14 protein-coding genes are annotated in these 22,888 nt (G+C 47.3%); 5 read left to right on the top strand and 9 right to left on the bottom strand.

The window, feature by feature from the left end:
* Positions 1 to 65 precede the first annotated feature (65 nt).
* The 5 genes from KN811_RS04155 to thrA form a co-directional block, all read right to left on the bottom strand.
* Positions 66 to 758 carry a peroxiredoxin-like family protein gene (locus KN811_RS04155; RefSeq protein ID WP_187967514.1) on the bottom strand — a complete coding sequence of 231 codons (693 nt, stop codon included), beginning with the start codon at positions 756 to 758 and terminating at the stop codon, positions 66 to 68.
* A 255-nt stretch (positions 759 to 1,013) separates the two neighbouring features.
* The gene (thrC, locus tag KN811_RS04150; RefSeq protein WP_187967515.1) at positions 1,014 to 2,318 is read right to left on the bottom strand and encodes a threonine synthase; all 1,305 of its coding nucleotides are present in this window, start codon (positions 2,316 to 2,318) and stop codon (positions 1,014 to 1,016) included.
* Between the two features lie 100 nt (positions 2,319 to 2,418).
* Positions 2,419 to 2,979, bottom strand: a complete 561-nt coding sequence (locus KN811_RS04145; protein WP_187967516.1) for an AAA family ATPase — start codon at positions 2,977 to 2,979, stop codon at positions 2,419 to 2,421.
* Between the two features lie 18 nt (positions 2,980 to 2,997).
* Complete coding sequence (locus tag KN811_RS04140) at positions 2,998 to 3,921, bottom strand: homoserine kinase (RefSeq protein ID WP_187967517.1); 924 nt, start codon at positions 3,919 to 3,921, stop codon at positions 2,998 to 3,000.
* A 97-nt stretch (positions 3,922 to 4,018) separates the two neighbouring features.
* Positions 4,019 to 6,466: a bifunctional aspartate kinase/homoserine dehydrogenase I gene (gene thrA, locus KN811_RS04135; RefSeq protein ID WP_187967518.1), complete on the bottom strand. Its 2,448-nt coding sequence runs from the start codon at positions 6,464 to 6,466 to the stop codon at positions 4,019 to 4,021.
* 304 nt (positions 6,467 to 6,770) lie between these two features.
* Here thrA and KN811_RS04130 point away from each other — a divergent pair, with 304 nt between their 5' ends.
* Together KN811_RS04130 and hutH are read left to right on the top strand one after the other, a co-directional pair.
* A complete protein-coding gene (locus KN811_RS04130) occupies positions 6,771 to 8,333 on the top strand; it encodes an NAD(P)H-hydrate dehydratase (RefSeq protein WP_187967519.1) in 1,563 nt (520 codons plus the stop codon).
* A 229-nt stretch (positions 8,334 to 8,562) separates the two neighbouring features.
* On the top strand, positions 8,563 to 10,074 hold the full coding sequence (gene hutH, locus KN811_RS04125; RefSeq protein ID WP_187967520.1) for a histidine ammonia-lyase: 1,512 nt from the start codon (positions 8,563 to 8,565) through the stop codon (positions 10,072 to 10,074).
* Positions 10,075 to 10,220: 146 nt separating this feature from the next.
* On the opposite strand, the gene KN811_RS04120 is transcribed toward hutH, so the two are convergent.
* From KN811_RS04120 to KN811_RS04110, 3 genes are all read right to left on the bottom strand, one after another.
* Positions 10,221 to 10,634: a SpoIIAA family protein gene (locus KN811_RS04120; RefSeq protein WP_187967521.1), complete on the bottom strand. Its 414-nt coding sequence runs from the start codon at positions 10,632 to 10,634 to the stop codon at positions 10,221 to 10,223.
* 295 nt (positions 10,635 to 10,929) lie between these two features.
* Positions 10,930 to 12,309, bottom strand: coding sequence for a 30S ribosomal protein S6--L-glutamate ligase (gene rimK, locus KN811_RS04115; protein ID WP_216334670.1), 1,380 nt, complete (start codon positions 12,307 to 12,309; stop codon positions 10,930 to 10,932).
* 237 nt (positions 12,310 to 12,546) lie between these two features.
* Positions 12,547 to 15,099, bottom strand: coding sequence for an ATP-dependent Clp protease ATP-binding subunit (locus KN811_RS04110; protein ID WP_187967655.1), 2,553 nt, complete (start codon positions 15,097 to 15,099; stop codon positions 12,547 to 12,549).
* 524 nt (positions 15,100 to 15,623) lie between these two features.
* Between KN811_RS04110 and gyrA the strand changes: the two genes are divergently transcribed.
* Positions 15,624 to 18,143, top strand: a complete 2,520-nt coding sequence (gyrA, locus tag KN811_RS04105) for a DNA gyrase subunit A (protein WP_187967653.1) — start codon at positions 15,624 to 15,626, stop codon at positions 18,141 to 18,143.
* 112 nt (positions 18,144 to 18,255) lie between these two features.
* On the top strand, positions 18,256 to 19,536 hold the full coding sequence (locus KN811_RS04100) for a tetratricopeptide repeat protein (RefSeq protein ID WP_187967654.1): 1,281 nt from the start codon (positions 18,256 to 18,258) through the stop codon (positions 19,534 to 19,536).
* A gap of 81 nt (positions 19,537 to 19,617) precedes the next feature.
* On the opposite strand, the gene clpB is transcribed toward KN811_RS04100, so the two are convergent.
* Positions 19,618 to 22,230 (bottom strand): ATP-dependent chaperone ClpB, encoded by a 2,613-nt coding sequence (gene clpB, locus KN811_RS04095; RefSeq protein WP_216334669.1) that lies wholly within the window; start codon positions 22,228 to 22,230, stop codon positions 19,618 to 19,620.
* A 211-nt stretch (positions 22,231 to 22,441) separates the two neighbouring features.
* On the opposite strand from clpB, the gene ytxJ reads away from it, so the two are divergent.
* Positions 22,442 to 22,858, top strand: coding sequence for a bacillithiol system redox-active protein YtxJ (gene ytxJ, locus KN811_RS04090; protein ID WP_187967269.1), 417 nt, complete (start codon positions 22,442 to 22,444; stop codon positions 22,856 to 22,858).
* Positions 22,859 to 22,888 lie beyond the last annotated feature (30 nt).

Below are 22,888 nucleotides of genomic sequence, written 5' to 3'. Positions count from 1 at the left end.
ATCCCCTCCGGCATTCTGAGCAAAGCGAAGAACCTCCGGCGGGCCTATTTTACTTTGAATTTCATTTACGGCAGGTTCTCTACGATCTCATCCACAGATGCCCTTTGGGTATAGTCCGGATTGAACTGTTTAAAAACAACCTTGCCATTCGTATCGATGATAAAGGTTGCAGGTACCGGCAATACCGCATCCCCTGAAGCATTGACATCAGCTATGGAAGCCCCCAGTTTTTCCTCGACCAGGTTCTGGTAATCCTGCGTAACGTCAAAATCCACATCAAAGGCCTCGATGATCTGCCCGTCCGTATCTGAATAAATGGTGAAGTCAGCCCCGGTACTCTCAACAGTCTTTGCTACATTGTCATAGGATTCCGGGGTAATGGCTATGAGTTTTGCCCCTTTTTCCTCGATCTTCCTGGCCCGGGTGGCAAAGTCCGAAAGGTATGCGTTGCATACCGGGCACCAATACCCGCGGTAAAACAGCACCACTACCGGTTGTTCTTTATAAAGGTCTGCCAGGGCTACGGTTTCTCCGTCCCCGGATACAAAAGATACCTCCGGAGCGGGGTCTCCTTCCTGAAGCCCTTCCGGAAGATCGCCGGTATCAATTCCGAATTTGGCATAATCAACAGCGGGTTTTTCAATAGTATCTGTCGTTTCCTGTTCAGAAACGTTTTGCTGGTCTTCGTCCTTTTGTTTTTGTGCCTGTTTGCACGCTATGAGCGTTACCAACAGCACCAGTACCCATAAATGTCGCATATCGTATATTTTTGATTTAGTGTTGTTTATCAGGATATTTTATCCACACAAGATAAGGAGAAAAAAATGAAATACAACAAAAAAAGCGGTCTCCTGAAAGATCATGCATGACCCGTCATCCTGAACCCCGATGTGTCGGGACAGGCTTTGTTTCAGGGTCTCATCACACTGGTCCGACAATGGGGATGGGATGCTGAAACAAGTTTAGCATGACGAAATTGCATTTCAGGAAACCGCTCATTAAAGCAATACAGTCTATTCCCTTTCCAAAAGAAACCCTTTCAGCTCTTCATAGTTACTGATGTTGTGTTTTACCTTGTCCTTATCCATTACGGTTTTGATCTGCTCAGGTATGGATATGTGAACACCCAGGGTATCTTCTACAATATCGAGGAACTTTACCGGGTGGGCGGTCTCGAGGAATATCCCGGCCTTTCCCGGGTTGTTTTTGAGGTATTCCTTCAGTCCCAGGTAGCCTACGGCTCCATGAGGGTCTGCAATATACCCGGACTTTTTATATATCTGCGACATGGCATCGCGGGTAGCTTTATCCGTAAAACTATAAGAGGAAAAGCCGGCCTTCAATGCATCCAGGTCATTGTCGAACAGGTGTTGGATACGCACAAAATTACTGGGGTTGCCCACATCCATAGCGTTTGAGATGGTCTGTCTGGACGGTTTCGGGGTATAGACCCCGCTTTGGAGGTATTGCGGAACGGTATCGTTAATATTGGTAGCAGCGACAAAATGATCTACGGGCAGGCCGAGCTTACGCGCCATGATCCCTGCACAGATATTACCGAAATTACCGCTGGGCACGGTGAAGACCACATCCTTGCTCTTGTCCTTTAATTGCTTGTAGGCAAAGAAAAAGTAGAACATCTGTGGAAGCCAGCGGGCTACATTTATGGAATTGGCAGAAGTGAGGTTCTTTGCGCTAAGGCTATCGTCCAGGAAGGCGTTTTTTACCATATCCTGGCAATCGTCGAAAGTACCGTTTACCTCCAGGGCAGTGATGTTCTGCCCCAGGGTGGTGAGCTGCCTTTCCTGGATGTCGCTTACTTTGCCCTTTGGATAGAGGATGATCACATCTACACCCTTTACCCCGAGAAAACCACTGGCAACGGCTCCTCCCGTATCCCCGGAGGTAGCTACAAGGACAGTTACTTTTCCGGTATCCTGTTTTTTGTCCCGGTTAAAATAGCCCAGGCACCTGGCCATAAAGCGCGCACCTACATCCTTAAAAGCCATGGTAGGGCCGTGAAAGAGTTCCAGGGAGTGAACATTTTCTTCAATTTCCTGTAATGGAAAATCGAAGGACAGGGTTTCACCTACAATCCTGCGGAGTTCATTTTCCGGGATCTCATCTCCTGCAAATGGCGCAATGGCCCGGTAGGCGATCTCTTCATTTGACTGGTTTTCCAGGTCCTCGATAAATGCGGGATCAAGGGGCGGGACAGATTCCGGAAAATACAATCCCTTGTCCGGCGCGAGGCCCCTTATAACTGCTTCTTTAAAAGAAGCCTGTTCGCTTTTATGATTTAAGCTGTAATATTTCATGTGTATATTTTTTATTTGTTTTTCAACGGTCACATGGAACACCCATATTCATGCTTGTTTGTGTTAAATGAAATTTTATCTTGGGGGTTTCATTTTTGTTCTAAGTGTTGAGATGGTTCAATATAAATTTTACGCGTTCTTCCACATCGGTTTTCGGGACTACCAGGAGTTCGTATCCTTGCCGGGTATAGGCTTCCGCCATTACTTCATAGGTTCTTACGGCTTCTTCGAAGTCTTGTTTTCTTTCCCCGTCAGTTTTATAGATCTCTTCCCACGGAGGAAATATGAACACTTCGGAGCGGTAGCGATAATCCTGCAATCCTTCTTTCAGTTCATCGGAAACGGGAATATCTTCGAGATAGGAATAAGCCAGGGTGTCCGGGATGCCGCGATCGAAAAACAAGGGCTTTTCTGCTTGCTTCTCCAGAGCTGAAAGATAGGAATCAACCGATCGGCTTAGCATAAGGTCCCTGTATTTTTCCGTGTTTTTCCACGGCAGGGCGTCTCCATCCTGTGCCATTTGTTCCCGGATAACCTGCCTGGCCACTTCGGGCACGTGATCATACCCGTGCTTTTGCAGTGCCAGCAGGGTAGTGGTCTTACCCACACCAGGGCCACCTGTCATAACGTAAAACCTGTGTTTTTGCTGGTTAATGGGCATTATAATTGTGTTTTTAGTTTATTGCAGCACCCGCATACCATCCGGGTTTATACCGGAAATATGGATATCAAAATCCACCCCGGAACCTGCATAACCCCCGGCCATGGCCTCTGCCACCTTCTGAGCTGTATCTTCGCCCCGGCTCAATGCGAATATAGATGGACCTGAGCCGGAAATTCCACTGCCCAGGGCACCTGCTTCGAGCGCTGCCCCCTTAACCAGAGAGAACCTGGGAATAAGCAGGCTTCTCAGGGGTTCGATGATCCCGTCGTGAAGCGACCTTGAAATGAGATCGTAATCTTCGGTATATAGTCCGCTTATCAATCCTCCCACATTTCCCCATTGCTGTATCGCTTTTTTCAGGGGAACGGAATGCTTAAGCACGGAACGGGCGTCTGCCGTTTTTACCTCTATCTGCGGATGGATGATGGAAGCATAGAGCTCCCCGGGAGTATGCAGTTTTATCACATCGAGCGGTTCATAGCTTCGCACCAGGGAAAACCCGCCGAGAAGGGCAGGGGCTACATTGTCGGCGTGCCATGATCCGCTGGCCAGTTTTTCGCCTTCCATGGCAAAAGGAATAAGTTCCCTGGCAGACAAAGGTTCCCCAAGCAACTTATTGATGCCAAATACTGCTCCGGCCGCACTTGCGGCACTGCTGCCGATACCGCTGCCGGGTTTGATCTTCTTGTAGATCTCAATGTCAAACCCCTGGGTGCTTCCCAGGTGGTCCAGCAGTGCCAAAGCAGATACCCCGGCCACATTTTTTTCGGTGTCGAGAGGCAGGTCCTGGCCCTCGATTTTGGAAATGGTCACCTGGTTGTTCCCCGTTTTGCGGATCACCATTTCGTCTCCCACCTTGTCCAGGCAGAGTCCGAGCACGTCAAATCCACAGGAGACATTGGCAATGGTAGCGGGGCAGAAAATTCGTATTTCGTTCATATTATTATTTTTTAAACCCTATCTATGTAGAGACGCACGGCCGTGCGTCTCAATCGTGCAAGACGGCCGTGCGTCTTTACGAGATGGGCCATATCATTTAAAAATTGCCTGCCCGGATAATATCTGCAAAAATACCGGATGCGGTGACATCCGCACCTGCACCCGCACCTTTTACCAGCAGTGGCTGTTCGTTATACCTTTCTGTAAAGAAAAGTACAATATTGTCTTTTCCTTCCAGGTTGTAGAACGGGTGGTCCTTCGGGATATGCTGAAGACCCACTTTGGCCTTGCCGTCCTCAAACTGCGCCACATATTTGAGCCTGCATCCTTTTTTGGCTGCTTCGGCATATATGTTTTCAAAATGGGAGCTGTGTTTGACAAGGGATGCGTAAAAGTCATCGACCGTGGTGGTGTCCAGGCTTTCCTGCGGCAGGAAGGACTCGTTCTCTATATCGTCGATCTCCAGTTCATGGCCGCTTTCCCTGGCCAGGATAAGTATTTTCCGCATCACGTCGACACCACTGAGGTCGATCTTCGGATCGGGTTCTGTATATCCTTCTGCCTGGGCCTGTTTTACCACACCTTCGAAAGAACTTTTGTCGTCAAAATTGTTAAAGACAAAATTGAGGCTTCCGGATAATACGGCCTGTATCTTGTTGACCCTGTCCCCGGAGGCGATCAGGTTTTTCAGGGTGTCGATAACAGGCAGTCCTGCACCTACATTGGTCTCGAAAAGGAAAGGCGCGTTGTATTGCCTCGAAAGATCCTTTAATTGCGAATAGTGTTCCAGTTCGGAAGAACAGGCTATTTTGTTACAGGTGACCACGGCGATACTGTTTTTGAGGTAACCCGCATAGGTGCCCGCTACTACGGCATTGGCCGTATTATCCACAAATATACTGTTCCGCAGGTTCAGGGCCTTTACTTTTTCAAAGAATTTATCGATGTCGGCCGGTTCCCCCTTATCGAGAAAGTCCTTCCAGTTCTTAAGGTCTATACCGCCATCGTCAAAATACATTTTCCGGGAGTTGGACAGGGCCACTACGCGGACGTTAAGCCGTAGCTTTTCCTTCAGGTATTTCTTTTGCTGGCGGATCTGGTTCAGGAATTTTTCACCTACATTCCCGGCACCCATAACGAAGATATTGAGCTGTTTTACATGCTCTTCGAAAAAGTGTTCGTGCAGGGTGTTCAGGGCTTTCTTAACATCGGCCCTGTCGATCACCGCTGAGATGTTCCTTTCCGAGGCTCCCTGGGCAATAGCTCTTATATTGACGTTGTTTTGCCCCAGGGAGCTGAACATCTTACCGCTGAGCCCCTGGTGGCTTTTCATATTATCGCCGACCAATGCTATGATGGCCAAATTGTCTTCAACAACGACCGGGTTGATCTTTTTAGTCGCTATTTCATATTCAAAGGCCTCATTAACGGCTTTTTCTGCTTTTTGCATATCGCTTTCGGCAATACCTATACAGATAGAGTGTTCGGAAGAGGCCTGGGTAATAAGGGCTACATTGATATTGTGGAGTGAAAGCACCTCGAAAAACCGCTTGGATATACCGGAGATCCCTACCATGCCGCTTCCTTCGAGAGAAAGGAGTGCCATATTGTCTATATGGCTTATGCCTCTTACCGGACGGGCAGAACCGTTGGTGTTTTTCCGTATGCGGGTTCCCTGTTCTTCCGGCTGGAAGGTGTTTTTGATGTGTATCGGTATTCCTTTGGAAAGCACAGGTTGAATGGTGGGCGGATAAAGGACTTTGGCTCCGAAATGAGAGAGCTCCATAGCCTCTTCATAGGATATATCAGGAATGGCAAAGGCCTGTTTTACCAGTTTTGGATTGGCGGTGTACATACCGCTTACATCGGTCCATATTTCCAGTACGGAAGCGTTTACGGCCCCGGCCATGATCGCCGCGGTATAGTCCGATCCGCCCCTTCCCAGGGTGGTGGAATTGCCTTCGGGAGAAGAAGCCGCAAAACCGGGGACTACGATGGTTTTATAGGTAACGGTCCCAAAATAGGTTTCGCAAAGACGGTTGGTCATTTTAAAATCGACTGCGGCTTTTCCGTAGTTTTCATCGGTCTTGATAAGTGCCCTGCTGTCTTTGTGGATACAGTCCATGCCTTCGGAGGTAAAAAATTCGCTGACGATGTAGGACGAAAGGAGTTCGCCATAGCCCAGTATCCTGTCCAGCAGTTTCGGGGTGGTCTCACCGATAAGAAAAGCCCCTTCGAGCAGGGTTTCCAGGGTGTTCAGTTCCCTTTTTACGGCACTGATCGCCTTGCTCTGGGAAGCAATGGGCAGCAGCTCCTGCATGGTTTCGAGGTGGCGTTTTTCTATTTTTTCCATGACCCCGGTATAGTTTTCGTCACGCAGGGAAGCCTGGTGGGCAGCTTCCAGCAAAAGGTCCGTAACACCGCCAAAAGCAGAGACAACAATGATCTGTTTATCGTCTTTGATATTGTTTTCTACAATTTTTTTTACCAATTTTATACGTTTGGCATCGGCTACGGAGGATCCTCCGAATTTTAAAACTTTCATGTGTGAAAAAGTTGAATTTATATATAGTTTTAGTGGTTTGAATTTGGTTCAAACAAAAAAAGGACGGATGATATGAAATGAAATTATACCCCGAATGGGGTAATACCGGTAATTGTAATAATAATGCCGGAAGAAATACACTCAGATGCAGAAGCGCACGCTGTGGGAGTGATTGATGATATGTGTATATTCTTTGACACTGAATTGAATTATTTACAATCCAAAAGTAGTACTTTTACCAAAAGAAGCAAACATTTTTTTAACTTTTGCGAAATATTAATCATTAGCCAAAAATTAATGCACAATGAATATTTTTTCCCTGGAACAGATACGCGAAGCTGACAGATTGACAATTTTAAACCAGAATATCACCAGTGATGCATTGATGGAGCGGGCCGGAACAAGAGTTTTTGAATGGCTCGACGGAAGGTTGCAGGGCAACCCGGTGCTGATCCATGTTTTTTGCGGTATCGGGAATAACGGAGGGGACGGCCTTGTTATTGCCAGGCTTTTACTGGAAAGCGGTTATAAGGTGAAGAGCTATATTGTAGATTTCAGCGAAAAGCGATCCAAAGATTTCCTGCTGAACCTGGACCGGATAAAAAGCCTGAAACACTGGCCCGAACATTTCGGGGGAGAAAAAGGGGAGGAGCTACCCCAACTAAAACCCGAGGACATCATAGTCGATGCCATATTCGGGGTAGGGCTCAACCGCCCGGCTTCGGGTTGGGTGGGCAAGCTCATCGATCATATCAACGCATCCGGCGCTTTTGTACTTTCCGTAGACATGCCTTCGGGACTTTCCATGCATGTTGCTCCCAAAACGGATGCACCGGTTATACAGGCCAATCACACCCTGACCTTCCAGTCGCCCAAACTGGCTTTCTTTCTTCCGGGATCAGGCGTGTATACCGATTCCTGGGAGGCTGTAGACATCGGCCTGGATGCGGCTTATCTGCAAAGTGTGGAACCGGAAGCCGTTCTTATAGGTAAACAGGAAGCCTTGTCTCTTTATATCCCGAGGAAGAAATTTTCCCATAAAGGGACGTACGGCCATGCTTTAGTAATTGGCGGAAGCTACGGAAAGGTCGGGGCCGTTTACCTGGCCGGAAAAGCCTGTCTGTCGGTTGGAGCGGGACTGTTGACCACCTACCTTCCCAAATGCGGATATCCGGTATTGCAAACCGCATTGCCGGAGGGCATGGTACTCACTGACGTCAATGAAGACCATATTTCTACCATAGCGTTCGACCTGAAACCTACCGTGATCGGTATAGGAGTAGGGTTGGGCAGGCACCGGGCCACCGTCGATGCTTTCAAGGCCTTCCTTCGGAAAAACACATCTCCATTGGTCGTCGATGCGGATGCACTTAACATACTTTCTGAAAACCACGACCTGCTGGAATTACTGCCCCTGGAATCCGTACTGACCCCTCACCCCAAAGAACTGGAAAGATTGATAGGGAGCTGGAAAGACGATTTTGAAAAACTGGAAAAAAGCAGGCAATTTGCCGGGAAATACAATTTGATCCTGGTGATCAAAGGTGCTCATACCACAACCATACACAAAGACCGGATATACGTAAACAGCACCGGGAATCCCGGAATGGCCACCGGCGGCAGCGGCGATGTCCTTACAGGTATGATCACCGGGCTGATAAGCCAGGGGTATACTGCTTTATACGCAGCCGTGTTCGGGGTTTACCTGCACGGAAAAGCCGGAGACATTGCCGTTTCCGGTATGGGCTATGAAGCACTCACCGCAACCGGGATCATCGACCATATAGGAAATGCTTTTATGGACCTTTTTGCCAGGGAGGAACACCTTCCTCCGGAAAAGGAAGAAGAAGATCCGGAAAAAGGTTAAAACAATGGCCGATGAAGGAAACACCTCCCGTTTTTCCCGTTGAAAATTCCATTGGCCCTATTATTTTAAAGCTCTTGTACACAAGTTCGCAAAGGGCAATATAACCAGCCGTACCGTTTTTCAAAATGAGGGATTCTTATTTTTTCGAAATGCTGATAAATAATTGGCAATAAACTTGGATTTTTTGGGTCGAATATGGAATTTTGACCGATTTTCAACTTCTGATAGCATGCGAGACACATATTATATAAGTACGGACGTACTGAATTTAGAACAGGTACTGGATATTGTTAAAAATAACAAGGAAATAGCCCTTTCTGAAGAGGCCAAACTAAACATCAAAAAGTGCAGGACGTACCTGGATGAAAAACTGAAAAAACAAAAGGAGCCTGTATACGGGATCAACACTGGTTTTGGCTCTCTCTATAACATAAAAATATCGGGGGAACACCTGAACAAACTCCAGGAAAACCTGGTAGCCTCACATGCCTGCGGAACAGGGGAGAAGGCCCCGGCCGATATTGTAAAACTGATGTTGCTCCTCAAGGTGCAATCGCTTTCATACGGGCATAGCGGGGCACAGTTGTCTACCGCACAGCGGCTTATTGATTTTTATAATAATGATATTATACCTGTGGTCTATACGCAGGGCTCCCTGGGGGCTTCGGGCGACCTGGCTCCCCTGGCGCATCTTTCCCTGCCCCTTATCGGTAAAGGAGAGGTGTATTACAAAGGAGAAATATTACCTTCAGAAAAGGTGTTACAGGAGATGGGCTGGCAGCCGATACAATTACAGTCCAAGGAAGGGCTTGCCCTGTTGAACGGCACCCAGTTTATGAGTGCTTACGGGATATCCATGGTTATCCGGGCTTATAAACTCTCTTACCTGGCAGACCTGATCGGGAGCATTTCCCTGGAAGCCTATGACGGTAGAATAGAACCTTTCGATGCTTCCATTCACCTTATAAGGCCGCACCGGGGACAGGTCAAGACCGCCGAACGCATTTCCGCTTTCCTCGAGGGAAGCGAGCTTATTGTCCGCGAAAAGAAACACGTACAGGATCCTTACTCATTCCGCTGTATGCCCCAGGTACACGGGGCTACGAAAGATACGTTGAATTTTGTACGCAAGACTTTCAAAACGGAGATCAATTCCGTTACGGACAACCCGAATATCTTCCTGGAAGAGGACAAGATCATTTCAGGAGGGAATTTTCACGGGCAAACCCTCGCCCTGGCCCTGGATTATCTGGGTATTGCAATGGCCGAACTGGGAAATATTTCAGAGCGGCGTACCTACCAGCTTGTTTCCGGGTTACGGGAATTACCTGCATTTCTCGTCAACGACCCCGGGCTTAATTCGGGGCTGATGATACCGCAATATACCGCAGCAAGTATTGTAAGCCAGAACAAACAACTGGCCACTCCGGCGAGTATAGACAGCATAGTGTCGTCTAATGGGCAGGAAGACCATGTGAGCATGGGAGCCAATGCCGCGACCAAATGCCTCAGGCTGCTGGACAATGTAGAACGTATACTGGCTATTGAGCTAATTAATGCTTCCCAGGCGCTGGTGTTCCGCGAACCGGCACAAACATCACCTTTTCTCAGGGAATTTTTAGAGGCCTTCCGGAAGGAGGTCCCGTTTATCAGTCAGGACAGGGTGCTGCACAATGATATTATGGCGGCAACAGATTTTCTGAAGAATTTTGAGATCAGTGAAGATATGCTGGTGGATTAAGGTTAAAAGATTGAAGGAGATTGATAGGAGATTGGTCCCGCTACGCGGGAAGATTGAACGAGATTGAAAATATTCAAGATCAATCTCCCGATAGCGATCGGGATTCAATCTTCCGTCAATCTTATGGATTTTGGGCTCTAACTTCCTTAAATTCCGGGGGGCCTAGTAAAGGGGTGTTGCCCGGATGCTATCCCTGTGTTTATTGTGTTTTCGATCCATGCCCGGGCCTCTTCCAGGTTGTAGAAATATCTAAAAGGCCGTTTACAGAACATTTTCTCTACCCTGGAACTGAGTTTTTGTGCGGAAGTACTTACCACTACGGCCATGGCAACAAAATTTTCTATATGCTCTGTTTCCACGTAAATAAAAGGGTCCACAGAATAGGAATATATCCGGTTGGAAATATATCCGAAAGGCTTGTCTTTAAAATGTTTAAGGCAGGCAGAGATCAGGACCTTGTTCTGTTCTGAGACAAAGTGGATTCCTTCGTCCAATTCACTAATGACAAAGTTTTCGTGAAACTCGAGAATTCCAAAATCCAGTTTTACTCTTTTAGGCATAATAGTAATAAGGGGTGGCATCGCAGTTAAAAAAATATAAGTAGCACAGAGACTGTCTTTAGAGAACGCCACAAAAGTAAGCTGGTTTTGAGGCAGATAGAAAAAAAACGGATGAAAGGCAGATTTTATCGAAGAAAAAACTTTTAAGGGTATTCAGTGAACAGTATTCGGTGATCGGTATTCGGTGTGGTGGTTTACAGGTTGCAACCTATCCGGATGGAATCCGCACCGACATTGTGTTTTGCTCTAATTACCAAAAATACCGATTACCGAATACTGGAAACCACTAAACAGATCACCCCTGCGAATGGTATTTCAGATGTCTTTCCACAGCCTGTATCATTAAGGAGGCGATATCTTTTTCCGTAGCAGCCTCAATTCCTTCCAGTCCGGGAGAAGAATTGACCTCGAGCAACAATGGCCCTTTGGAAGACCGGATAATATCAACTCCCGCAACCTGAAGCCCCATGGCTTTGGTAGCTTTTATGGCCATCTTTTTTTCAGCCGCTGTAATTTTGACCAGGGAGGCTGTGCCGCCCATATGCATATTGGCCCTGAATTCTCCGGGAGGAGCTTCCCGTTGCATTGCGGCAACTACTTTGCCGTCTATGACAAAACACCGGATATCTTTTCCGTTGGCCTCTTTGATAAACTCCTGTACCAGGATATAGGCATTGAGGCTTTTAAAGGCATTGATAACACTTTCTGCGGCTTTTTTGGTTTCGGCCAGGACCACTCCTTTGCCCTGGGTCCCTTCGAGGAGTTTAATGATCAGGGGAGAGCCACCTACCATTTTTATAAGGTCGTTAGTGTCCAGGGGAGAGTTGGCAAATCCGGTAGTGGGGATATCTATACCATTATTGAGGAGCAGTTGCAGGGAAAACAATTTGTCCCTGGACTGGCTTATGGCCTTGGCGCTATTAAGGCAGAATATTCCGAGGGATCCGAACTGCCATGCCAGCGAACAGCCGTAATATGTTATGGCCGGGCGAATGCGGGGTATCACGGCATCCAGGTCATTAAGTATTTTACCGCCCCGGTAATGTATTTCGGGAGTTTTGGCGTCCAGCTTCATATAGCACTGACGGATGTTTAAAAACTGTACGTCATGGCCTCTCCGCTCTCCGGCCTCTATGATCCTCCGGTTACTGTAAAGATCGGGATTGCTGGCAAGCAGCCCGATCTTGAGGCCGTTAGCACTGTTTGTCTTTAATTTATATGTGTTTTCCACATCTTCATCAGACAATTCCCCGAGCAGGAAACTGCTTTCGGGGTCAACAAGCATCCGGCCTATCATGGCTTCCCGCCCCAGGAGCATCCGGTAGCCCATACTGTCCCTGTTGGTAAGTGTAAGCTCAATGTCCCAGGCCGATCCGTTTACATGCAGGGAAGTCCTGATAAGATACCTGTGTTCGCGATTGCCCGTAGAACTTTTTACTATCCGTTTGTCGACGACCCGGGCTTCACAGCGAATGTGTTTTTTACCGTTGTTCTGTATGGGAAAAACATCAAACGTTACCCAGGTTTCGTTGCTTCGCTGAAACGGGGTTATATTCACGGCGTGAAGGGCAGAGGTCTTAGCCCCGCTGTCTACGCGTACTTTTATGGCCGGTATCTGGAGCTGGGGAAGAGCAACCCACTCCTCACTGCCAACTATGGTTTTGTTTTCTATCATGCTGGATGTATATGCTTGTCCGTTTGCTGCGGCAAATAAACTGCAAACTATTAAAATTATAAAAGAAAAAAAATTAAATCTTTGTTTCCTGCTTTTTACGGAATCGTCAGGCCGAGTGCTACGACGCAGGAGTAGTGCGCTGTTCTTGGCCTACGTAAACTCACATTAACTTACAAAGCCGTACTTTATAAGAAAAATAAAGTACGGCTTTGCGTTGTACTGATTTATTCCGGTCCGTTAACTTTTGGTGGACTCTTCTTCTTTTTTGATGGCCACGGTCAATTCATCTTTATCCTTGTCCAGGTCCATATAAATGCTGTCGCCTTCAGCGATCTTGGATGAGATGATCTCTTCGGCAAGTGTATCTTCTATATATTTCTGGATGGCCCTTTTCAACGGACGTGCACCGTATTGTTTGTCAAAGCCTTTTTCTGCGATATAGTCTTTGGCACTGTCGCTCAGTGTAAGATCATAGCCGAGGTCTTTGATCCGGGTATAAAGCCTTTCCAGTTCGATATCGATGATCTGGTGGATATGTTCCCTTTCGAGTGAGTTGAAGACCACGACATCGTCTATACGGTTCAGGAATTCGGGAGCAAAAGCCTTTTTCAGTGCATTTTCGATAACGCTTTTCTGGTAGTCGCTTTCCTGTGATTTTTTGGCTGAAGTACCGAAACCTACACCTTGTCCGAAATCCTTGATCTGTCGCGCACCGATATTGGAGGTCATGATGATGATGGTGTTCCTGAAATCCACTTTTCTTCCGAGGCTATCGGTCAGGTAGCCGTCATCGAGTACCTGGAGAAGCATATTAAACACATCGGGATGTGCTTTTTCTACTTCGTCCAGCAGGATCACGGCATAGGGTTTTCTCCTTACTTTTTCCGTGAGTTGTCCGCCTTCTTCATATCCAACGTATCCGGGAGGCGCTCCTATAAGCCTGGATATGGCAAATTTTTCCATGTATTCGCTCATATCTATACGTACCAGGGAGTCTTCGGAATCGAACAATTCCCTGGCCAGTACCTTGGCGAGCTGGGTTTTTCCGACTCCGGTCTGTCCGAGGAATATAAAAGAACCAATAGGCTTGTTCGGGTCTTTGAGCCCAGCGCGGTTTCGCTGTATGGCTTTTACCACCTTGCTCACCGCTTCGTCCTGGCCTACAACCTTGCCCTTGATGAGTTCGGGGAGTTTGGCCAGCTTGTTGCTTTCGGCCTGTGCAATACGGTTTACGGGAACTCCGCTCATCATGGAAACCACGTCGGCTACATTTTCTTCGCTGACAATCTCCCGGTGGAGCTTGCTTTCTTCTTCCCATTTTTCCTGGGCAGTGGCCAGTTCTTTTTCCAGGCGTTTTTCGTCATCGCGCAGCTTGGCGGCTTCTTCGTATTTCTGTTTTTTGACCACCGAGTTTTTAAGCACCCTCACGTCTTCGAGTTGTTTTTCCAGTTCGAGGATCTGTTTCGGGACTTCCATATTGGTGATATGTACCCTTGAGCCCGATTCGTCCAGGGCATCGATGGCCTTGTCCGGAAGATAACGGTCGGTCATATACCTGTTGGTGAGTTTTACACAGGCTTCGATAGCCTCGTCTGTATAATCCACGTTGTGGTGGTCTTCATATTTTTCCTTGATGTTGTGGAGTATCTCGATGGTTTCTTCAACAGTGGTAGGCTCTACGATCACTTTCTGGAACCGTCGCTCCAGGGCGCCGTCCTTTTCGATATATTGCCTGTATTCGTCCAGTGTGGTTGCTCCCACACATTGTATTTCCCCACGTGCCAGTGCGGGCTTGAACATATTGGAGGCATCGAGGCTGCCCGTTGCTCCGCCGGCACCTACAATGGTATGGATCTCGTCGATGAAAAGAATGATATCGTCATTCTTTTCAAGCTCGTTCATTACGGCCTTCATCCTTTCTTCAAACTGCCCGCGATACTTGGTCCCTGCGACGAGAGAGGCCAGGTCGAGCGTCACTACTCTTTTGTTGTAGAGTATGCGCGATACCTTTTTCTTTACGATCCGCAGGGCGAGCCCTTCTGCAATGGCGCTTTTACCCACTCCGGGCTCACCGACAAGCAGCGGGTTGTTCTTCTTCCTCCGGCTGAGTATCTGGGATACCCTTTCGATCTCTTTTTCCCTCCCTACTACGGGGTCCAGTTTGCCATCTTCGGCAAGCTGGGTCAGGTCCCGGCCAAAGTTGTCCAGTACCGGGGTTTTGGATTTCTTGGCAGATTTCCCTCCGGAGGGATTGTTAAAGGGGTTGTCCCTGGAAGGCTCGTCGGCCGCTCCCGGTTCGTCCGAATAGGATTCGGCCGAGGGGAGGTCTATATATTCGTCTTCGTTTGTGCTCATATATTTAAATTGTTCTTTAACCCCGTCATAATCCACCCGCAGCTTATTGAGCAATTTGGTGGTGGGGTCGTTTTCGTTTCTCAGGATACACAGCAGCAGATGTGCTGTATTGATAGACGAACTCTGAAAGAGCTTGGCTTCCAGGAAAGTCGTTTTCAATGCGCGTTCTGCCTGCCGGGTGAGGTGTAAATTCTTTTTGTCATGGGCCACAAAGGAGGAACTGGAGTTTGCCGGGCTGAGGATCTCCACTTTTCGCCGGAGCACATCCAGGTCCACATCCATTGCATTAAGTATATTGATTGCTTTGCCACTACCATCACGTAATAGTCCAAGCATAAGGTGTTCCGTTCCTATAAAGTCATGACCGAGACGCAGGGCCTCTTCCTTGCTATAGGCAATAACATCTTTTACTCTTGGTGAAAAATTGTCATCCATAATTTTGTCTCCTTTCGATATCCCCGGGTCATTAATTCGGTACATGTAATGGGGACAGGTTTAAAAATAATAAAAATCTACAACACTATTACAAAAACTGTACCCTTTGAAATGGAACTTACTGCTAATAGACGAAAAATCTATGAAAAACAAAAATTTTTCGGGTTCAATTTATTAACCGGAAGGCGGGGGTAATTTGTATACGGTATTCGGTATTCGGTGGCAGGTGGTTCGCATTTTGATTTGACGGTTGCCTGCGGGGTCTTTTACCTCTTAATAAGAGGTTGTCTGTATTCGTAACCTGTATTTAAAACTACTTACCGATCACCGCATACCGATTACTGAATACCGGGCACCGACCACCGAATACACTGGCAATCAGCAAAAATAATACCACATATTACTGTTCGCGCCCGCTGTTGATAAAATACTTAAAAAAGGAGCGCGTTTTAGAAAAGTAAAGTCAATAAAATCCGTATATTGGCTCGATTTGAAATTAAACCTGTATAATTAATTTTTTTAATATGGCAGAAGGAGAAAAACTGATACCTATTAATATCGAAGACGAGATGAAATCCGCCTATATCGATTATTCGATGTCGGTCATTGTGTCACGTGCCCTTCCCGATGTGAGAGACGGATTAAAGCCGGTACACCGGAGAGTTTTGTTTGGAATGTATGAGCTTGGGGTGATGAGCAACAGATCGTACAAAAAGTCGGCGAGGATAGTAGGAGAGGTTTTAGGTAAGTACCACCCGCACGGGGATAGCTCTGTGTATGACACCATGGTACGGATGGCCCAGGAGTGGAGCCTGCGTTATATGATGGTTGACGGACAGGGTAATTTTGGTTCTGTCGATGGAGATCCGCCCGCTGCAATGCGATATACCGAGGCGCGGATGCGTAAGATCTCGGAAGACATGTTGGCAGATATAGACAAAGAGACAGTAGACCATAGCCTTAATTTTGACGATTCTTTAAAAGAGCCCACCGTACTGCCTACCCGGGTACCTAACCTTTTGATCAACGGTGCTTCGGGGATCGCCGTAGGAATGGCTACAAATATGCCTCCCCACAACCTGTCGGAAGTGGTAGACGGTACCATTGCCTATATCGATAATAACGATATAGAAATAGATGAGCTCATCCAGCATATCAAGGCCCCTGATTTTCCTACCGGGGGGATCATTTACGGCTATGACGGCGTAAGGGAAGCATTCAAAACAGGAAAAGGAAGAGTGGTTATCCGTGCCAAGGCCACTATCGAAGAGATACAGGGACGCGAGTGTATTGTGGTCACGGAAATCCCCTACCAGGTGAACAAGGCGGAAATGATCAAGAAAACCGCCGAACTGGTAAACGATAAGAAACTGGAAGGCATTTCCAATATACGGGACGAATCGGACCGGAAGGGAATGCGTATCGTATATATACTGAAAAGGGACGCCATACCCAATATCGTACTCAATACCTTATATAAATATACGGCCCTGCAATCTTCCTTCAGTGTCAATAACATTGCCCTGGTGCATGGCAGGCCGCAATTACTGAACCTGAAGGAGATGATCCACCATTTTGTGGAACATCGTCACGAGGTTGTGGTGCGAAGGACCGAGTTCGAGCTGAGAAAAGCCGAAGAAAGGGCACATATCCTCGAAGGACTTATAATTGCTTCGGACAATATAGATGAAGTGATCGCCCTGATACGGGCATCTAGCAATACGGAAGAGGCCCGGGAAAAACTGATAGAACGGTTCTCACTTTCTGAAATCCAGGCCAGGGCCATAGTAGAAATGCGCCTGAGACAACTCACCGGACTGGAGCAGGATAAGCTCCGTGCAGAATATGAGGAGATCAAAAACCTTATCGAAGAACTGAAGGACATCCTGGCCCGTAAAGAGCGCAGGATGGAGATCATCAAGGAAGAACTTCTCGAGGTCAAAGAAAAATACGGTGACCCGAGAAGGTCTGACATCGAATATGCCGGAGGTGACCTGAGTATCGAAGATATGATTCCGGACGAGCAGGTGGTGATCACCATTTCTCATGCGGGATATATTAAAAGGACCTCGCTTTCGGAATACAAGACCCAGAACAGGGGAGGTGTAGGGCAGAAGGCATCTACAACACGGAACGAGGACTTCCTGGAAGATCTTTTTGTAGGGACCAATCACCAGTACATGCTGTTCTTCACCCAGAAAGGAAAATGTTTCTGGCTGAGGGTCTATGAAGTTCCGGAAGGAACGCGAACCTCCAAAGGAAGAGCCATACAAAACCTTATCAATATCTCCCAGGACGACAAGGTGAAAGCGTTTATCTGTACGCAAGACCTCAAGGACGAGGAATATATCAACAATCACTATGTGATCATGGCCACCAAAAAAGGTATCGTGAAAAAAACCTCGCTGGAACAGTATTCCCGTCCGCGGCAAAATGGTATTAATGCCATTACCATCCGGGAAGACGACGAATTGCTGGAAGCCAAGCTCACTACGGGCAACAGCCAGGTAATGCTGGCCGTAAGGTCGGGCAAGGCGGTTCGTTTTGAAGAAGAGAAGACCAGGCCGATGGGAAGGAACGCTTCCGGAGTAAGAGGAATAAGGCTGGCCGACGAATCGGACGAAGTTGTAGGCATGATCACCGTTAACAATCCGCAGGAAGAAAGCGTGCTGGTCGTATCGGAAAACGGCTACGGGAAACGTACCTTTATAGACGATCCGGAAGACGGCAGCCCGATATACCGGATCACCAACCGGGGCGGAAAAGGCGTAAAAACTATTTCTATTACGGAAAAAACCGGTAAATTAGTAGCTATAAAAAGCGTATCGGATACGGATGACCTGATGATCATCAATAAATCCGGAATTGCCATACGATTAAAAGTGAGTGACCTGCGTGTTATGGGCCGTGCAACACAAGGCGTACGACTTATCAATATCAAAGGCAAGGATTCCATTGCAGCGGTAGCCAAGGTGATGCGTGAAGAGAACGGAGATGAGGATATCATAGACGCCGGGACTGACCATGTGGATATAAATGATTAATTTTGTTAATACTTTTGCCCTTTTTTGGGTAAAATCAAAAAATAAACCTAATCTTAAGCCGTTGTTAACACGGATATAATTAAAGAACTAAAAACTTATTAATTCAAGACCCATGAAGAAAAAGATTTTTATTTTTTCCGCGTCGTTGTTGATCTCTTCGTTATCCATCGCGCAGAAGAAAGAACTTAGAGATGCGGAAAAGGCATTAAAAAACGGGAGTATCACGGAAGCCAAGTCAGCTTTGCAAAGCCTTGACGGCTCCATTTCTTCTGCTGACGATAAGTACAAGGCACAATATTATTTCCTTGAAGGTAAAGTAAACTACGAGGAAGCAAAAAAAGGAGGAAATACCGATGCCGCTTATCAAAAAGCAGTAGAGGCCTTTAAACAACTTATCGCTGTCGAAAAAGAATCAGGAAGAGAAAAATATACGGGAGAAGCCTCCCAACTCATCCAGACCATCTCTGCCGACCTGGTGAATGCTGCCGTAGAAGACAATAAGAACAAAGACTATGCCGTAGCAGCCAAAAAACTGTACATGGCTTACCAGCTCGACACTAACAATCAGGACTACCTCTACTTTGCAGCATCCAGCGCCGTGAACGGCGAAGATTTCGACACTGCATTGGAATATTACAAAGAGTTGAAAGACCTGGGATACACCGGAGAAACCACAAGGTATTTTGCCACCAACAAAGAAAGTGGTGAAAGAGAAGAACTGCCCAAGGACCAGCGCGACCTTATGGTAAAGGCCGGTACCTACAAGGACCCGGAAGAAGAGAAAACAGAATCCAGGTTGCCTGAGATTGTAAAAAACATCGCGTATATCTACAATCAGAAGGGAGATAGCCAGAAAGCCATAGATGCAGTAAAAGAGGCCAGAAAAATTGATCCGGAAGATCTTAACCTTCTGATGACCGAAGCCAACCTTTACATCAAACTCGACCAGAAAGACAAGTTCAAGGAGATTATGGAGCAGGCTATTCAGAAAGACCCGAACAATCCCATGCTTTATTACAACCTGGGTGTTATCACTGCCGAACAAGGTGATAAGGAGCAAGCCAAAAAGTATTACGAAAAAGCTATTGAGCTCGATCCTAAAAACGAAGCCAGTTATATGAACATGGCTTCCCTGGTCCTGGGTGAAGAAGTGGCTATTGTAGACGAAATGAACAGTCTCGGGACTTCTCAGGCCGACAACAAGCGTTATGACGTGTTGAAAGATAAAAGGGAAGGCCTGTACAAGAAAGCGATCCCTTACCTGGAAAAGATCCTGGAACTGAACCCTAAAAGTGTTGAAGCAACAAAAACACTTATGAATATTTACGGTTCGATAGGCGAGAATGCCAAATACGAAGAAATGAAAGCGAAGCTGGGTTCTATGGAACAATAGTGAACGGCAACACGCTGAATTCAAATAAAAAAATAGCGGGATCTTCTTTCCCGCTATTTTTTTGTTGATATGTTATTAAATTTATTTCTCTACCGTATCTGTCTCTGTCTGGTTCCTGAAGACCAGCTTATCGTCAAATTCATCCAGCAGCACAATGCTGTCGGCAGATACTTTGCCGCTCAGGACCTCCCTGGAAAGTTCATTGAGCACTTCCTTCTGGATCACCCGTTTTACCGGTCTTGCACCAAACTGGGGGTCGAATCCTTTCTTAGCCAGGTATGAAATGGCTTCTTCGGTCGCATCCAGGACAATGTGCTGCCTGGCGATCATTTTGGTAACATTCTTAAGCTGTAACCGGACAATTTCACTGATATCGGCCTTTGATAAAGGTGTAAACATAATGATATCGTCTATACGGTTCAGGAATTCCGGCCTTACGGTCTGTTTCAATAACCCGAGCACTTCCACCCTGGCGGCTTCGGTGGCGCTGTGCAGGTCGCTCACATTTTCGAACTTTTCCTGTATGATATGGCTGCCGAGGTTACTGGTCATGATGATAATGGTGTTCCTGAAATCTGCCAGGCGCCCCTTGTTGTCCGTAAGACGGCCTTCATCCAGGACCTGGAGCAATATATTAAAAGTATCGGGGTGGGCCTTTTCGATCTCGTCGAGCAGGACTACCGAGTAGGGTTTACGCCTCACGGCTTCGGTAAGCTGTCCGCCTTCGTCATAACCCACATATCCGGGAGGTGCCCCTACAAGCCTGCTTACGGCATGGCGCTCCTGGTATTCGCTCATATCGATACGCGTAATGGCACTTTCGTCGTCAAACAGGTATTCTGCAAGCGCTTTTGCCAGTTCGGTTTTACCTACTCCCGTAGTTCCGAGAAAGAGGAAAGAACCGATGGGGCGCTTTTCATCCTGCAATCCTGCACGGCTTCGGCGAATGGCGTCAGAAACGGCCTGTATGGCCTCTTCCTGGCCGATCACCCTTTTGTGCAGTTCGTCTTCCAGTTTCAACAGCTTTTCCCGGTCGCTTTGCAGCATTTTGGTTACCGGGATGCCTGTCCATTTCGCAACGACTTCGGCAATATCCTCATTGGTCACTTCTTCCTTGATAAGCGGGCTTCCACCTTCCTGTTGCTCTGTGAGCTGTTCCTGCAGTTTGTCCAGTTTTTCCTGGGTTTCCTTGATCTTTCCGTAGCGCAATTCCGCCACTTTTCCGTAGTCGCCTTCGCGTTCGGCGCGTTCGGCTTCGAGTTTGTAATTCTCTATGGCCTCTTTGGCATTCTGGATATTATCTACCACCTCTTTTTCGCCCTGCCAGTTGGCATAGATCTCCTTCCTGTCTTCTTTCAGGTTGGCAAGGTCAGCGTTCAGCGCTTTGAGTTTCTCTTCGTCGTTTTCGCGTTTTATAGCTTCGATCTCAATTTCGAGCTGCATGATCTTCCGGTCCAGGACATCGAGTTCCTCGGGTTTGGAATTGATCTCGATACGCAAGCGCGATGCGGCCTCGTCCATAAGGTCGATTGCCTTATCCGGAAGGAACCTGTTGGTGATGTATCGCTGAGACAGTTCAACAGCAGCAATAATGGCTTCATCCTTGATCCTGACCTTGTGGTGGGTTTCGTATTTTTCCTTGATACCGCGGAGTATGGAAATGGCGCTTTCGGTGTCGGGCTCATCCACTACGATTTTCTGGAAACGGCGTTCCAGGGCCTTGTCCTTTTCGAAATACTTCTGGTATTCGTCGAGCGTGGTGGCCCCGATGGCCCTGAGCTCACCCCGGGCCAGGGCAGGTTTGAGAATATTGGCTGCATCCATGGCGCCTTCGCCCCCCCCGGCACCTACGAGGGTGTGTATCTCATCGATAAACATCACGATATTTCCATCAGAAGAGGTGACTTCCTTGATCACGGATTTCAGCCGCTCTTCGAATTCACCCTTGTATTTGGCACCGGCGATCAGTGCCCCCATATCCAGGGAGTATATTTCCTTGTCCTTGAGGTTTTCAGGAACGTCTCCCTGTATGATCCGGTGCGCCAGTCCTTCGGCAATCGCAGTCTTACCCACACCCGGTTCTCCGACCAGCATGGGGTTGTTCTTGGTCCGCCTTGAGAGGATCTGCAACACACGGCGTATCTCCTCGTCCCGGCCTATCACGGGGTCGAGCTTTCCGTCATTGGCCAGCTGGTTGAGATTCTTGGCATATTTGTTCAGGGCGTTATAGGTTTCCTCAGCCCCGGTCGACGTAACCCTTTCGCCTTTTCTGAGTTCGTCAATGGCAGCCCTGAGGTTTTTTTCGGTCACTCCCTGGTCTTTCAGTATCTGGGCGATCTTGCTTTTGGACTTAAAAATAGCCAGGATCAAATGATCGACAGAAACGTATTCATCGTTCATTTTCTTGGCTATAATACCGGCCTCGTTGAGGGTGGACCCCGCTTCCCTGGAAAGCATGAGCTGCCCGCCTTCTACCTTAGAAAAACTTTCAAGGGTCTTATCCAGTATCTGTTTGAGCAGCGGTACATTGACCTGCAGTTTTTTAAGGAGAAAAGGCAATACGTTCTCATCCACTTCAAAAATGGCTTTGAAGAGGTGTTCGTTCTCGATCTGTTGATGGCCGTATCCCTGGGCGATCTGCTGTGCCTGCTGGATGGCCTCCTGTGATTTTATGGTAAAATTGTTAAGGTTCATCTGTATGTGTTCTTTTGTTTTTTTGCGTTATGACTTTGCTTAGTCAATTCCTGTTCCAAGAGAGATGTGCAGACAATATGTCAGTAATTTCTTAAAAATAAACGACAATTTGACGTGTTAGTATGCAGGTATCTGAATGGATCTCCCTGATGTATAAGTCATCAGGATGCCGTACATTTGCAAACTGAATATTATATTACGATATAAAGTTATGGGTTTTTTCGATACTATTTTTGGAAAAAAGACCCCGGGAAGGGGAGGAGAGGAGCAGGATAAAAGAAAAAAAGGGCCGGAGTGGATCCCGTTGACATCAGAAGGACAGCTGGATGAAATTGTGCAGGAGAGCGCCTCGACCGCTGTGATTATCTTTAAACACAGTACAAGATGCGGGATCAGCCGGATGGCCTATCGGAACTTTGAAAGCGACTGGGATACGACCGTGGATGGGATAAAACTGTATTACCTGGACCTGCTTGCATACCGCCAGGTTTCCAATGCGGTTGCCTCCCGCTTCGGGATTGCGCACGAAAGCCCGCAGTTGCTGCTTTTGAAGGACGGAAAGGTCGTCTACCATACTTCACATGGAAATATTACTGCACAGAACGTATTTCAGGCTTTGGAGAGGTAATAAAAATTACGATATGATTTCCAATGTTAT

Origin of the sequence: Sinomicrobium weinanense (assembly GCF_018863395.1) — a bacterium.
Classification (GTDB): domain Bacteria; phylum Bacteroidota; class Bacteroidia; order Flavobacteriales; family Flavobacteriaceae; genus Sinomicrobium; species Sinomicrobium weinanense.
This window is presented reverse-complemented; position numbering and strand designations above follow the sequence as displayed.